Origin of the sequence: Bowmanella denitrificans, assembly GCF_002887595.1 — a bacterium.
Taxonomy (GTDB): Bacteria; Pseudomonadota; Gammaproteobacteria; order Enterobacterales; family Alteromonadaceae; genus Bowmanella; species Bowmanella denitrificans.
Window position 1 is genome coordinate 54,723 of the sequence record NZ_PEBU01000001.1, and the last position, 15,480, is coordinate 70,202.

Genomic DNA, 15,480 nt, shown 5'->3' on the forward strand with positions numbered 1-15,480 from the left:
CTCCCAGACGTTACGCTTTAACCGCAGGCTTGACGATCAGATCGCCGCCTGTTGCACCGGGTACTGCGCCACGAACCAACAACAGGTTGTTGGCAGCGTCAACACGTACAACTTCCAAAGACTGCACAGTGACCTGCTCGTCACCTAAGTGACCAGCCATCTTCTTGCCTTTGAAAACCTTACCAGGTGACTGGTTCTGACCAATAGAACCAGGGGCACGGTGAGACAAAGAGTTACCGTGCGAGTTACGCTGGTGACGGAAGTTCCAACGTTTAATCGCACCGGCGAAACCTTTACCTTTAGAGGTACCGATTACGTCAACCTTGGCATTCTCAGCAAAGATTTCAACAGTGATTTCACTACCGACTTCAATGCCTTCGCCTTCATTGTCATTCAGGCGGAATTCCCACAGGCCACGGCCCGCATCAACACCAGCTTTAGCAAAGTGACCTGCTTCAGCTTTAGTAACGCGGTTAGCTTTCTTGGTACCTGCAGTGACTTGCAATGCGCGATAACCGTCTTTCTCTTCAGTACGCAACTGAGTGACGCGGTTAGGCGTTGCTTCGATAACAGTCACAGGGATGGACACGCCATCTTCAGTGAAGATGCGGGTCATACCTACTTTACGACCGACTATACCAATCGCCATTGTTAAAACCCTCTCTTGTTAGCCCAGGCTGATTTGAACATCAACGCCGGCAGCCAAGTCCAACCTCATCAGCGCGTCTACTGTTTTATCAGTAGGCTCGATGATGTCCACCAGACGCTTATGGGTACGGATTTCATATTGGTCACGCGCATCTTTGTTTACGTGAGGAGAAATCAGAACCGTATAGCGTTCTTTGCGGGTAGGTAGAGGAATAGGACCGCTAACCTGAGCACCAGTGCGTTTGGCAGTTTCAACGATTTCAGCCGTAGACTGATCGATCAACTTGTGATCAAACGCTTTCAAACGAATGCGAATTCTTTGATTTGGCATCGACCAAGCTCCAATCAAAAGAACAAAAAAATTCACCCTCACCAACCTGAATAACCAGGGGGAGGATGGGTGTAAACCGCCGACCCAAAATTAGGGTCTTGTATTCATCTTCGAATCGAAAATTTCAATTTGAAGACGCATGCCTTTTTGGCAGTGGGCGCGAATTATACCTATGCGGGATTTTTATGCAACCTCAATCATGCAAAATATCACTATTTTGATAGCAGTATCAGTCGCCGCCCATCGGGATAAAATGCCGCTTCGCTATATTCAGCGCCATAGCTGTCGGCTATAGTAGCATTAAGATAGTAAGTCCATGATAACTTTGTAAAACATGATCACGAACAAATCCGACCGCCAGCTTACCCAGATTCGCCAGTTACTGGACGATAATATCGGGCTGATGGACGCCTACGAAAAACTCGAGCCTATCGTACTGGGCATGTTTGATGCCGAGCGTATGAGTATTTTCCAGCGTCGCCGGCAACATCAGGATTTGGTCGCGCGCTTTAAAACCGGCCGTGAAATTCGTGAAATTAAAGTACCTATTACACCGCAGTCCATCGCCGGTTATGTGGCACTAAGCCAATTGCCCCTGCTGATTTCCGACCCTTATAACGCCGAAGAACTTGCCGCTATCCACCCCCGTTTGCGCTTTGCCGACAAATTCGACAAGTCTTCTTCCTTTATTACCCGCAATATTATTTGTGTGCCGGTCATGAATGCCGGCGTTCTGTTGGGCGTTATGCAGATTATTAATAAACGCCAGGGCGACTTTAATTCTGATGATCTGGAACTGGCCAATCAACTGGGCGGTATGATAGGGGAAAAGTTCCGCTTTGAACTGGGCGGTACTAACAAACCCTTCCAGTATCTGGTGCACAAGGAATTGATCTCGGACGCCAACCTTGACGCGCTATTGGAAAGTTGTAAAGACCCCAAGCAACTGGTACAGCGTTTAATCAGCGAACATCGAATCGCCGAGAATGAATTGGGGCACGCTCTGTCTGTACATTATCAGGTCCCCTACCTACCCTACTTGCCAGATAAGTACCACGTCTATCAGGGCAACAGTAAGCTGAATCTGTCTTACCTTAAGCGCAATTACGTGGCGGTGGTGGCCGACGTCTCAGACAATCCCATTATTTTGATGGCAGAACCCAACAACGCTGCGCTGCTGATGGAGATTGAAAGCGCTTTGGGTATCGACAGTTATGATATTCATGTGTCTTTGCCTAATCAGGTATTGCAATATCTCGGCGAAAGCGGCGGTGGCGCAGTGGCACCGGGGGAAATGGATGAAATCCTTGACGAAATAGGCGGCGGTGGCGATGACCTGGAAGAACAGCAGGAAGATTTGTCAGACGATGCTCCAGCGGTGGTCAGGCTGGTTAGCCGTATCCTGCATGATGCCAAGCGCCTGAATGCCTCAGATATTCACGTAGATGCTGAAAAGAATGGCCCAACCCGGGTACGAATGCGGGTTGATGGTGTGTGTCGCGACATTACCCAAATCCCTGCTTCACACCACAATGCGGTGGTGGCGCGGATTAAAATTCTGGCTAATCTGAATATCGCCGAGAAGCGGGTCCCCCAAGACGGCAAGCTGGCCGTCAAGATGTCAGGGCAATTGGTGGAAGTGCGTGTGGCCACAATTCCCACTGTCGCCGGTGAAGGGGTGGTGATGCGGATCCTGGCATCCGGCGGCGCTATGCCCATGGACAAACTGAATCTGGCACCAGGTAATGCGGCCCGCCTGAAGGAAATGATTAAAAAGCCTCACGGTATCATTCTGGTGGTAGGGCCTACAGGCTCAGGTAAAACAACCACGCTGCACGCGGTGCTGGGTGACCTGAACACCCCGGAAAAGAAAATCTGGACCGCGGAAGACCCGGTGGAAATCACCCAGGCCGGCCTGCAACAGGTACAGGTCAGCCCTAAAATTGGTTTTACCTTTGCCAATGCCTTGCGTGCATTTTTGCGGGCCGACCCGGATATTATTCTGATCGGTGAAATGCGGGATAAAGAAACCGCCCATGCCGGTATTGAAGCTTCGCTAACCGGTCACTTAGTGTTATCCACTTTGCACACCAACTCAGCGCCAGAAACCATTACTCGTTTGTTGGATTTGGGACTGGACCCGGTGAACTTCTCTGATGCCTGTGTGGGGATCCTGGCGCAACGCTTGATCCGGACCTTATGCCCGAATTGTAAGGAAGAGTATCAAGCAACCGACGCCGACCTGGGCTTTATTCACAGGCAGTATGGCGAGGAATATCTTGATGAATTAAACCTGCCAAAACCCTTGAAACTGTTCAGGGCCAAGGGTTGCGAAGCCTGTGGCGATATTGGCTACAAAGGTCGTACTGGCGTGCATGAATTGCTGGCTATGACCCCGGAACTACGCGCCTTGGTATATAAGGAAGCGGCAGTGTCGGCCATGAAGGAGCAGGCCATGAAAGACGGTATGCGCACCTTAACCCAGGACGGTATTTATAAGGTACTTAAAGGCGACACAGATATTGCACAGGTACAGATTATCAGTGGCACCGAATGACCCCAAGTTGTTCATGGCTTGGCGATCTGAAGGCAATGTCTCTGCTACACTAGCCTTATCCAAGGCGCCCAACTGAGAATAAAAAATGGCGGACGAGCTGGAAAAGTCTTTTCAGGTACTTAAACAAACCATCCCACTGCTGATTAAACATCAGATTTCCGCCATCCCCACCAATTATGCGCTTTGGTACACCTATGCCAGCAATCAGTCTGCGCCGCTGAACGCGGAAGTGGACAAACTGACGGTAAACAATCAGCCAATTTCTGCGGCAAAGATTCAGGAACTGTATCGCCAGCATCTGGCAGATACACAGGAAGTAGAGGCCTGGCAATTGCGCCAGACGGTAGAGGCCATGTTGATTGAATTGTCGCAATCACTTGGCGATACCCGCAGCGATACGCAGAACTTTAAGCAAGCGATAGACAATCGCTTGTCAGATTTAGACAAAGTGGAACGCGAAGGCTGGTCGGTTGAGGAAGTGATGCAGTTGGTGCGTTCCCTGGTAAAGGAAACCCAGCATATCAAACGCAGTACGCTGGACTTTACGGCCGCTCTGAGTAGCGCTGAAAAGGAAATCAGCGAACTCAGGGCTAAATTGAAAGACAGCCAACAAAACGCATTATTTGACGCTCTGACCGGCCTCTACAACCGGCGTTATCTGGATGAAGAATTAAAAGTGATGCAGCCCGATAAAGGCACCTGTCTGGTGATGGTGGATATCGACCACTTTAAGTCGATTAACGATCAGTTTGGCCATCAAATGGGCGACCGGGTATTAAAAGCGGTTGGCAAGAAACTGAAAGACAGTTGCAGGGACAATGCCAGTGCTTTCCGCTTTGGTGGCGAAGAATTTGCTGTATTGCTGAAAGACAGTAAGCTCAAACAGGCCATTCACCAGGCTGAAGTGATGCGCCGCGCCATTGAAAAGGTCAGTGTGGTGGACAGACGCACCGGCAAGAGCCTGGACGGTATCAGTGCATCCTTTGGTGTGGCGGAATTCAGCGGCGCCATGCGTAGAAGTGACTTACTTGAACAGGCAGACAAGCAGTTGTACCAGGCCAAGACCCTGGGACGCAACAGGGTAATGCCGCTGGGTTAACCGCACTGACGAAGTGCCGCATTGCTTCGGCCTGCTTATTCAAACGCCCCGAAACAGGGAATATCACTCCTGAGTGCATACCAACTGGCTTTATCCGCCACCCAGATATGCTTAGTTTCCCGACTGCCCGGATCGTCATCCAGTGATCCCAGGCGTAAAATCACATGTTCAGTGTTGTCACGCTTGGCATAAATCTGCGTGCCACATTCTGTGCAAAAAAAGCGGCGCTTGCCTGGTGAAGATTCAAATGACTTAAGCAGCGCCCCGCCATTGAGCTGAAAATCCCGGTCCTGTACCGACGCCACGCTGGAAAAAGCCGCGCCATGGGCCTTGCGACAGGTTCGGCAATGGCAGTGCACAATCTCGCCGACCGGGCCATTGATCTGATAACTGACCTGCCCACACAAACAACTGCCTTTAATCACCATCCCTTCCTTTCTTTAACATGCAATAGGAAACACATTAGACCCGCACAAGCGCCATGGCCTTTCAGCCAAAGACAAACATATTAACTGTGCAGAGCCAGAAACTTATCGTAAAGCTGTTCCTGAGTTTCCTTATGGATTGGGTCAGGTTCAATACAATCCACCGGGCAACAAGCCACGCATTGTGGTTCATCATAATGTCCCACGCATTCCGTGCAACGATTCACATCTATCTGATAAAACTCTGCTCCCATGCTGATGGCCTGATTCGGACATTCCATCGGACAGATATCACAATTAATGCATTCCTGAGTGATATGTAGCGCCATAAGATTAACTCCCGAACTGGTAAAAGGGCTGCCTGGTGGAACTGTGCTGCGGCAAGTTACGCATTAATATACCGTAACTAACATCCATGCCTTTAGGTGCAGTGATACAAACTCTGTAACCTGCGCCGGGTGCAACCTGCATCGGCAGGCCTGACTCGGATTGCATCTGGGTCAGCACAAAGTCGCAGTTACCGCTTGGTGTCATTAATTCCAGACTGCAGCCCAGCATAAATTTGTTTTTTACTTCAATCAGCAGTTGGCCGTCACCCAACTGCTTGAGCACTTCGCCCACCAGTTGCTGCGTATCACTGATTGAACTGCCCTCGGTGTAATTCTGATATTCGTCATGTGTATGGCGGCGCAAGAAACCTTCGGTATAGCCGCGGTTAGCCAGCTTCTCCAGTTCAGACATCAGCCCGGGATCAAAGGCCTGACCGCTGACCGCACTGTCTATGGCACGACGATACGCCTGTGCGGTACGAGCACAATAATAGAAAGACTTGGTACGCCCTTCTATTTTTAACGAATCCACGCCAATTTCGGCAAGCTTGTGCACATGCTGAATGGCGCGCAGATCCTTGGAATTCATAATATAGGTGCCGTGTTCATCCTCGAATACCGGCATCAGTTCATCCGGGCGCAACTCTTCCTGCAAGAATGCCTGTGCAAACTGCCCTTGAGCGTCAGTTGCACAACCACCTTGTTGCATACCCTGCACCTGATATTTCCAGCGACAGGCATTGGTGCAGGTGCCCTGATTGGGGTCACGCTTATTGATATAACCGGACAAAAGGCATCGCCCCGAATACGCCATACATAAGGCGCCATGCACAAACACCTCTAATTCAATATCCGGACAGCGTTGACGAATCTCTTCGATTTCTTCCAACCCCAACTCACGAGACAGTATCACCCGTTTAATCCCTTCCTGTTGCCAGAACCTGACCGTGGCCCAGTTCACTGCATTGGCCTGCACGGACAGATGAATATCAATATTTGGAAAGGTATCTCTGGTCAGCATAATCAGTCCGGGATCGGACATGATCAGTGCATCCGGTTGCATTTCCACCACCGGGCGCAAATCGGCTAAAAAGGTCTTCAGTTTACTGTTATGCGGGGCAATGTTATTCACCACGTAAAGCTTCTTACCCTGCTCGTGCACTTCTTCGATGGCTTGGGCCAGCAAGGCATGATTAAACTCATTATTTCTGACCCGCAGAGAATAGCGGGGCTGACCGGCATACACAGCATCGGCACCGTAGGCCAGGGCAAAGCGCATATTCTTTAAACTGCCAGCCGGGCTGAGAAGCTCGGGCTTGCCTTTTAAGGCCGTCATACAAGGCTCCTTTGGCAACGATTAGATGAATGGTTGTAATTACAGGGGATGCTAAAGCAGATTTCCGTAGCAGTATTTAATCCGGATCAATAAACTTGGGTTAAACTCTATGAGCCGGTTCGGCCGTTACACAAGCAGGGTGGTTAAAACCAGGCAAAACAAGTGCAAAGCGCATATTTGACGGTCGACATTGACGGATTCGATAACTTTTGCGCAATTATTTAGCAGAAGACGGGTTTTTAACTGCGTTTTCCTGTATACTTGCGCGCGATTTTTTTCCCTTAAAACTTTGTGAAGGAAACCATGGCAGATTTATCCCTCTACAGAAATATTGGTATTTTCGCCCACGTTGACGCGGGTAAAACTACCACTACTGAACGTATCCTGAAGCTCACCGGTAAGATCCATAAAACAGGTGAAGTGCATGATGGTGAATCCACCATGGACTTCATGGAACAGGAAGCCGAGCGCGGTATTACTATCCAGTCCGCTGCAACCACCTGCTTCTGGAAAGGTCACCGTTTTAACGTTATCGACACTCCCGGACACGTTGACTTCACTGTTGAAGTATATCGTTCACTGAAAGTACTGGACGGTGGTATCGGTGTATTCTGTGGTTCAGGCGGTGTTGAGCCACAGTCTGAAACCAACTGGCGCTATGCTAACGATTCAGAAGTATCTCGCCTGATCTTCGTCAACAAGCTGGACCGTATGGGTGCAGACTTCTACCGCGTCGTTAAGCAAATTAAAAACGTGCTGGGTGCTAACCCTCTGGTGATGACCCTGCCAATCGGCCGCGAAGATGACTTCGTTGGCGTGGTAGATGTACTGACCAAGCAAGCCTATATTTGGGATGACACAGGCCTGCCAGAAAACTACAAGGTAGAAGATGTACCTGCTGACATGGTTGACCAGGTCAATGAATACCATGAGCAACTGGTAGAAAGTGCTGTTGAGCAGGACGATGACCTGATGATGGCTTATATGGATGGCGAAGTGCCTTCTATCGAAGACCTGAAGCGTTGTATCCGTAAAGGTACCATCAACCTGGCATTCTTCCCCACTTTCTGTGGCTCTGCCTTTAAAAACAAAGGTATGCAGTTGGTTCTGGATGCGGTAGTTGACTACCTGCCTAACCCAACCGAAGTATTGCCTCAGGATATGACTGACTCAGAAACCGGTGAGCCTACCGGCGAAACTGCTACTGTATCTGTTGATGAGCCTTTCCGTGCCCTGGCATTTAAGATCATGGATGACCGTTTCGGCGCCCTGACCTTCGTACGTGTTTACTCAGGTAAGCTGAACAAGGGTGACACCATCCTGAACTCTGCTACAGGTAAAACTGAGCGTATCGGCCGTATGGTGGAAATGCACGCCAATGACCGTAACGAACTGACAGGTTGTCAGGCAGGTGACATTCTGGCCTTCGTAGGTATGAAGAACGTTAAAACCGGCCACACGCTGTGTGATCCTAACAACCCTTGTACGCTGGAACCTATGATCTTCCCTGAGCCGGTAATCTCTATTGCCGTTGCGCCAAAAGACAAAGGTGCTTCCGAGAAGCTGGGTAACGCACTGTCTAAGATGATCGCAGAAGACCCGACCTTTATCGTAGAAACCGACGAAGACTCCGGCGAAACCATCCTTAAAGGTATGGGTGAATTGCACCTGGATATTAAGGTAGACATTCTGAAGCGTACGTTCGGTGTTGAGTTGGTTGTAGGTAAACCTCAGGTAGCTTACCGTGAAACCATCACCAAGGCCGTAGAAGACTCCTACACGCACAAGAAACAGTCTGGTGGTTCTGGTCAGTTTGGTAAGATCGACTACCGTATCCGTCCTGGTGAGCCAGGAACAGGTTATAAGTTCAGCTCCACTGTTGTGGGCGGTAACGTTCCTAAGGAATTCTGGCCTGCCATCGACAAAGGCTTCAAGAGCATGCTGGACGAAGGTACCCTGGCCGGTTACCCGGTACTGGACCTGGAAGTAGAACTGTTCGACGGTTCATTCCACGCGGTTGACTCATCAGCCATTGCGTTTGAAATCGCAGCTAAAGGCGCTTTCCGTCAGTCCATTCCAAAAGCGGGTCCTCAATTGCTGGAGCCGATCATGAAGGTTGACGTATTCACTCCTGAAGATCACGTAGGTGACGTTATCGGTGACCTGAACCGTCGTCGCGGTATGATCAAAGACCAGGAAGCTGGCGTAACTGGCGTGCGTATCAAAGCAGACGTGCCTCTGTCCGAGATGTTCGGCTACATCGGTTCTCTGCGTACTATGACATCTGGCCGTGGTCAGTTCTCCATGGAATTCTCACACTACCTGCCATGCCCGCAGAACGTGTCTGAGAAGGTCATCGAAGAAGCCAAAGCCCGTAAAGCCGCAGCCAAGAAATAATCTGGCTGACGCTGACACAAAAATGCCGCTCAACTGAGCGGCATTTTTTTATGCAAATCTGCAAAATAGAAACGCACTCACTGCCGTTTGACCATTCTGCTTGCTTGACGAAATCTACCAGTTCCTTGCTGGCATACTGAATCACTCCGACAAGCACAACCAGTTTGCGATGGAAGCTATTGCTGGCAGTTCATCGGAAAATAATTAATCTTCACAGCAATATTATGCCGCCAGTCATGACGGCACAGGGAAATTATTGCACCGGGGCTAAATCCAGGCCGTCAATAATATATAAGGTGTTGCCATCTATCTGGGATTGATTGCTGTCCAGATACTTTTGTTCCAGCACGCCATTGCTCGACCAGGTAGCAAAATCGTCATCATTGATCACCCCCAGACGTTGTCCGTCTATGACCCATAGCCCTTCCATCTTATCGTGAGGGTAGCCAACTTCGGCCACCATATCCACGACCAGACTGCTTTTTACAACAGGCTGAATATTATGACTGGCCAGTAACTGCCACCCGGCATCGGTATTACCATCCTGCCTGTTTTCATCTATCAGTTGCTCCAGGCTCTTACCATTTAACGATAAGCCGACTTCAGCATCCTGGACCAGCTCACCGCCAGTGATGCTTTCCAAATCCGTCGCCTGGCTGATGTCAATTTTATACACATGCTTCATGGCATTGGAATTGGTGTTGTAAAACGCGCCATCGCGCTCCAGTACCAGGAAACTGGTATCACTCAGCGCTTTGATGGCCGAGTTTGAATTCTGGGCTTTTTCCTGACGATATAAGTACTGGCTCACGGCTCCGCTTTCCAGGTTAATCGTGACGATGCGGGTCAGGTCAGTACGATGCTTAGTGGGATTGTCCAGACTGGACTGCATAATGCCCACCAGGGTTTTCTCATCCGGGGTGATAGTCAGGCCTTCCATACCTCGGTTGGCCCAGCGATGGCCAAACTCTGCTGGCAGGCTATACAGATTGCGGCTGTCCGTGGCAAAAGGGTTAATCCGCGCTATTTCCACACCGTCGGCATTGTAATGCACCATATGCGGTCCATACTCGTCACTTACCCAGAAGCTGCCATCACTCATGGCAACCAGGCCTTCCGAGTCCAGACCATAATCATCCAGTTTGATGGGGTTGGTGTTGGCATCATAAGGTAAATCCGGATTCATCCGAATCACATTACCCTGTGCATCGTAAGGGGTCTCACCTGTGCCTCCCAACGCTGCTGTATTGGGTAAACCACTGATAGGATTGCCATCACGGTCTTTAAGCAGAATGGTTTTTAGCAGACGGATATTGCCCGTGGCCTGAATCTCAAACAAACCGATACGTGGCACATAATCTGGAGTAGGGAACATTTTGCCACTGCCCTGCTCACCGGTGAAATTGGCATTAGGTCCACGGTCAGTGATCGCATAAAACTGCATAGGGTTGGTGGGATGGCCGTCCATGTCAGAACCAAAGCCACCATTGCGGATCTCGAATGTAGAACCGGGAATGGCACCATTTTGCAAATCGTTGCGCAGTACAGAATAAGGCAAGGTTACACCGGCGGAACTGAAATTGTCCGGCTGACAAACGTAGGACGTATCAGTGATTTCGGCACTTTCCAATGTGCCATTGCTGTCTTTATCCAAGCCGGAGTCAATGCGTACACCGCCCATCCAACACTGCGTATCTCCTGCAGCCAATTCAGTTTGCACGACCAGGCTATTCAGACCGCTCGCCCCTTTTTCGCCTGCCGCACCTTGGGCACCATCATCGCCGTCGTCACAGCCTCCCAGCGCCAACATCACCGCCAGGCTTAATCCAGAAATCACCAACTTTTTCATTATTCGAGTCCCTACAAAGGTTGTAAACAACTCAGAGTAGGGTTCGAATACGTCACTTTAGTGACTGATTAATGAAGGATTTATTGCAAGCCTGAGAAAAAATGCGCGGCAGTCACCACGCTCCGGTCAAACTTATATGGGCGACCCTGGTGGTAAAGCCAGGGGTTTAAAACCAGGTTGCCATTCACCATTGTCTTCGAATGCTTGCCATTGTTGCAGCAGCATCTTCAGATTGGCATCTTTGTCATGCTTATCCAGCCAGTCTGCCAGGTCATCCATCTGCAGGTATAACGCCGCACGTGCTTCTGGGGCTAAATCCTGACTGGTCAGGCTTTTCATCAATTGATAAAAAGCTACATGGCGAACTCTTTGCTGAATTAACGCCAGTTTTCCCTTGTGGTCTTTCCCTTGTATAACCGACTGTCGTATCTGGCTCAGTACCTCAGTCAGTTGTCCCTGCGACGATAATCGGTTCAGACGTTGCGGGTGTAACAACATACTAAGGCTATGATTGGCCGCCGCTTCCGCTGCCGACAATGGGTCAAACGCCAGCCCCATGCGCCCTTTAAAACTCTCGCGGCCGTCGCTGTCGCCATAGGCCTTAGGCGGAATCAATGCCAACAGATTGTCAGGCAATGCAAGAAACTCCGGTTGCACTGTGTCGAGCAGCGCCTTTACTGCCTGCTGTTGCTTTTCAGTTTCCACCCACTTGAACCCCTTGGCTTGGGGGTGTTCACCTTTAAGTTCATACTCATAGAAGGCCCCGCCCACCAGTTTACTGACGGCCTCAATCTGATAACGGTGTAACAAATAGATTGGCACCAGCGCTTCGTGCAAACTGGACAGCGGTTGCCCGCTGGCAATATTGTCCAAGCCAAAGTGGCTCAAGGCAGTCTGTCGAACCCGCATCAAACGCTTCAGTTCTTCCACCGGGTCAGCGCCATTATCCCATAAATGGCCTATGGCACTGACACCACCGGTAGGCCGGGCATCTTCATCAGCCATATACTCCAGCCCGTCGGCTTTGGCCTTGGCCACCAATGCAGCCAATTGCTGGTCTGAATAGTCGCCATAGCCATATTGTATGGCGTAAATATCCCATTCTCCCAGCCCTTCCCGATAGGCATGCTGCAAACTGATTTGCTGGTCTTTCAGTTCCACCAAAGGATGGGGGTAATCCATCACCGAAGCACGCCCGTTAGCACTGGCAGCAAAGTTATGAATAAGGCCAATGGTATGCCCCACTTCATGGGCAGATAACTGGCGAATACGGGCCAGCGCCATGGCTTTCTGCTTCTCCACATCGGCCTGATTGCCCTTATATGGCCCGGTTAAACCAGAAGCGATCAGAAAGTCCTGCCTTACTCGCAAAGAGCCTAGCGTGACATGCCCTTTAATAATCTCACCGGTTCTGGGATCGGTCACACCCGCACCATATGACCAGCCTCTGGTGGCGCGGTGCACCCATTGAATAACGTTGTAGCGCACATCCATAGGATCAGCATCTGCAGGCAAAGTTTTTACCACGAAGGCATTCTTGTAACCCAACTGCTCAAAAGCACTGTTCCACCACATAGCCCCTTCATACAAAGCGGTGCGCACCGGCTCTGGCACCCCAGGGTCAAGATAATAGACAATAGGTTCTATGGCCTCGCTGATGGCAGCACCAGGGTTCTTCTTCTGCAATCTATGGCGCGGCAGCAGACGCTTTACCATTGGCTCGTCAATGGCGGCTGCATAATCCATGTATTCCACTTTCCAATAACCTGAATAGGGGTGAAACTCACGGCTCTGATAACCGGCCTCGGGCAATGCCACCAACGAGTGATGTAAATGCACACTGATAGCATCCGGCTCTGGGGTAACCTGGCGGACAAACTCACCGGCTTTGCTTCCTGCGTAAGTGACCAACGCTTCCAGCTCGGTATTCAGGGGAAATGCTTTGGAACGATTCAGGTAAACACCACTGCGCTTAGGGTCGACCTTATAGCTGCCCTGATTTTGTGCCGCCAGGCGTGGCCCTATCTGATGAATATCGCTGAGTAGAAAATCACTGTAGTCCACCAGCCATTTATCTGCGTCACTGGCTACCACAGGCAAGCCTGCTAATACAGAACTGGCAAAAGCCTCGTCGATGCTGGCCCGTTCCGCTGCATTGTGACTGTCGGCACGATAATAGGTATTGAGTTGTTTGAGCACCAGCTTGTTGCCAAAGCGCTCAAACTGTACCAGGCGGGTTTCACCCAGTTGACCGCGGTCCAGACCAATATCATTAGAGCCAATTCCCCGCGGCAGAGAACTCTGGAAAATAAAAGGTTGCTCTAGTTTGTCCACCAACAGAAACAGCTTGCCTTCACTGGGCTGATAGTAAAAATCAAAATAGCCCTGACGATGCTCCATGCCTTTAGTAAAGTCCTTAATCCCTGCAGCCAGGGTGAGTGGGCTGACTAACAGACAAAGCAATATTCCCCATTTTTTCATTCTTGCCTCTGATATTGTTGTTTTTCCTGCACTTACCATATCCCAGCCGGATTGACAGATAAACTGCAAGTCGGTCGAATTCGCCAGATTTACTGTTGAAGCGCCAATAAAAAAGCCCGCAGAAGCGGGCTGATATATTCAATGGCTACCGGAACATAACTCAGTCGCTCGCCATCCACTTACGCACCGCAGAGGCCAGCTCGTCGGGATGAAATTTGGCAATAAACTGGTCGGCCCCTACTTTGCGCACCATGGCTTCGTTAAATACACCACTCAGCGATGAGTGCAAAACAATATGGACTTTACGCAAATCAGGATGCGCTTTAACAGCCGTCGTCAGGGTATAACCATCCATCTCCGGCATCTCAATATCAGAAATAAGCAGTGGCACTTTTGCGGTAATATCACCGCCCATTTCTTTGGCCTTGTCTTCCAGCCATTTCAATGCCTGACGTCCGTCATTCACCAGCTCCACATTGACACCGACCGACGACAGTGCCCGTTTAACCTGATTGCGTGCCACCGATGAATCATCCGCCACCAGCACGGTAAGTTCTGATAAATCCACTTCCGATGCCTGCTTTTTCACATCCTCACTGACTTCCTCATCAATGGGTGAGATTTCGGCGAACACCTTCTCTACATCGATAACTTGTACCAGCTTATTGTCGACCTTGGTGACTGCCGTCAGATAATGATTAGCACCAGCGCCTTTGGGCGGTGGCATAATCTGCTCCCAGTTAATATTGACGATGCGGTCAACGCCGCCGACCAAAAAGCCCTGGGTGGTACGGTTATACTCTGTCACCAGCACAAAGGCCGATTTCAGATTTTCAATGCGCTTACCGCCTGTTGCTTCGCTGAGATCAATCACGGTGATGGGCACACCACGTAAATGAGCAATGCCGCGAACACAATTACTGGCACCAGGCATCTCAGTCAGCTCAGGGCATTGCAGAACTTCCCTGACCTTAAATACGTTAATACCAAAAGGTTGTTCGCCGATAAGGCGGAAGATCAACAGTTCCAGACGATTCTGGCCAACAATATTGGTTCTTTGATCCACTGACGCAATCAACTTGCTCATAATCGCTCCGATTGGCTACTTAAGCTAAACAATAGCAGGTACAAAGATAATACCAACAAAAAGCCCGCATAAAAGCGGGCTTTAATAAATCAGTTGGCAGGTACTACATACCTACGTTGGTGCTTTCGAAGATTTTATCTGCCGAGGCAGCCACAAAGCCTGTATATAACTTTCCATTGGGCATGGCGTAACGCTGGGCAAATTCGTAAAAACAGCTGGGTATCACCAGGCTCTTGTCACTGAAACACACTTCCATTTTATCCGCCATGGTAGAAGATTGGGCCAGATGCACTTCAGGACCGCCCTTAATTTCGCCGCCGGAGGTGTTCAATTCAAAACCAGCTTCTTTGAGCTTGTCATTCACTTCTGACAACAAAGTGTAGCGTTTCAGGTGATTCAGACTGACGGTAAAGTGATTGGCACGGAATCCCCAGGCCGAGACCCAGGCGGCATATTCTGACTCATTCAGCAGTGTTTGATACTCTTCACTGCTGACCTGCCAATGCGTGCCAGAGTATAAAAAGTTTTCCTTGTTCACCGCATCAGCAGGTACTGCGTCAACCATTTTACGGATTATGGCTTGAACTGGCGCAGAAAACTCCTCAACCAAGAGTTCGCTGATAAAGACTTTAGGCTTAGTGTCGTCAGCATGTTCGAAGTGTTTGGCTTTGAGCTTTTTCTGTTCAAAGTTGTACTGCCCCTTTTCTTCGTAACCCAATGCCAGGAAGTGCGCCGCCAGTTTTTCCAGACCGACTTTATCGATATTAAAGGTACGGAATGCGACATGGTCATTGATCAGTTCATCGCCATCACCCAGTAATTGGTGAACTTTTAAGGCGGAAGGGGTCATGGCAACGTAGTCTTGCCAAAGGTTTGCAAACAGGGTCTCAACGTTATTGTGCATGATGCTTCTTACTCAGTCCTAAGGGATTGAAAAACGT

Annotated in this window: 12 protein-coding genes; 3 read left to right on the forward strand and 9 right to left on the reverse strand. The window is 49.8% G+C overall.

The genetic code is table 11. The features are described from left to right. Positions 1-10: 10 nt before the first annotated feature. Positions 11-649 carry a 50S ribosomal protein L3 gene (gene rplC, locus CSR04_RS00255; protein WP_102794235.1) on the reverse strand — a complete coding sequence of 213 codons (639 nt, stop codon included), beginning with the start codon at positions 647-649 and terminating at the stop codon, positions 11-13. 18 nt (positions 650-667) lie between these two features. Then, positions 668-979 (reverse strand): 30S ribosomal protein S10, encoded by a 312-nt coding sequence (gene rpsJ, locus CSR04_RS00260; RefSeq protein ID WP_010179497.1) that lies wholly within the window; start codon positions 977-979, stop codon positions 668-670. A 403-nt stretch (positions 980-1,382) separates the two neighbouring features. Between rpsJ and CSR04_RS00265 the strand changes: the two genes are divergently transcribed. Further along, entirely contained in the window at positions 1,383-3,536 is a 2,154-nt protein-coding gene (locus CSR04_RS00265) for a GspE/PulE family protein (RefSeq protein WP_102794830.1), read from the forward strand. 85 nt (positions 3,537-3,621) lie between these two features. Continuing rightward, entirely contained in the window at positions 3,622-4,635 is a 1,014-nt protein-coding gene (locus CSR04_RS00270; RefSeq protein ID WP_102794236.1) for a GGDEF domain-containing protein, read from the forward strand. Between the two features lie 35 nt (positions 4,636-4,670). Here the strand turns inward: CSR04_RS00270 and CSR04_RS00275 are convergent, their stop codons facing one another. The 3 genes from CSR04_RS00275 to trhP form a co-directional block, all read right to left on the reverse strand. After that, entirely contained in the window at positions 4,671-5,063 is a 393-nt protein-coding gene (locus tag CSR04_RS00275; protein WP_216362480.1) for a GFA family protein, read from the reverse strand. Between the two features lie 80 nt (positions 5,064-5,143). Continuing rightward, positions 5,144-5,389: a YfhL family 4Fe-4S dicluster ferredoxin gene (locus tag CSR04_RS00280; protein WP_102794237.1), complete on the reverse strand. Its 246-nt coding sequence runs from the start codon at positions 5,387-5,389 to the stop codon at positions 5,144-5,146. 4 nt (positions 5,390-5,393) lie between these two features. Continuing rightward, positions 5,394-6,725, reverse strand: a complete 1,332-nt coding sequence (gene trhP, locus CSR04_RS00285) for a prephenate-dependent tRNA uridine(34) hydroxylase TrhP (RefSeq protein ID WP_102794238.1) — start codon at positions 6,723-6,725, stop codon at positions 5,394-5,396. A 303-nt stretch (positions 6,726-7,028) separates the two neighbouring features. On the opposite strand from trhP, the gene fusA reads away from it, so the two are divergent. Next, positions 7,029-9,122 (forward strand): elongation factor G, encoded by a 2,094-nt coding sequence (gene fusA / locus CSR04_RS00290; RefSeq protein ID WP_102794239.1) that lies wholly within the window; start codon positions 7,029-7,031, stop codon positions 9,120-9,122. Positions 9,123-9,375: 253 nt separating this feature from the next. On the opposite strand, the gene CSR04_RS00295 is transcribed toward fusA, so the two are convergent. From CSR04_RS00295 to CSR04_RS00310, 4 genes are all read right to left on the reverse strand, one after another. Then, a complete protein-coding gene (locus CSR04_RS00295; protein ID WP_102794240.1) occupies positions 9,376-10,971 on the reverse strand; it encodes an esterase-like activity of phytase family protein in 1,596 nt (531 codons plus the stop codon). Positions 10,972-11,103: 132 nt separating this feature from the next. Continuing rightward, the gene (locus tag CSR04_RS00300) at positions 11,104-13,452 is read right to left on the reverse strand and encodes a zinc-dependent metalloprotease (RefSeq protein WP_245921252.1); all 2,349 of its coding nucleotides are present in this window, start codon (positions 13,450-13,452) and stop codon (positions 11,104-11,106) included. Positions 13,453-13,612: 160 nt separating this feature from the next. Beyond that, on the reverse strand, positions 13,613-14,539 hold the full coding sequence (locus CSR04_RS00305; RefSeq protein WP_102794241.1) for a chemotaxis protein: 927 nt from the start codon (positions 14,537-14,539) through the stop codon (positions 13,613-13,615). Positions 14,540-14,642: 103 nt separating this feature from the next. Then, a complete protein-coding gene (locus CSR04_RS00310) occupies positions 14,643-15,443 on the reverse strand; it encodes a DUF1338 domain-containing protein (protein WP_102794242.1) in 801 nt (266 codons plus the stop codon). Positions 15,444-15,480 lie beyond the last annotated feature (37 nt).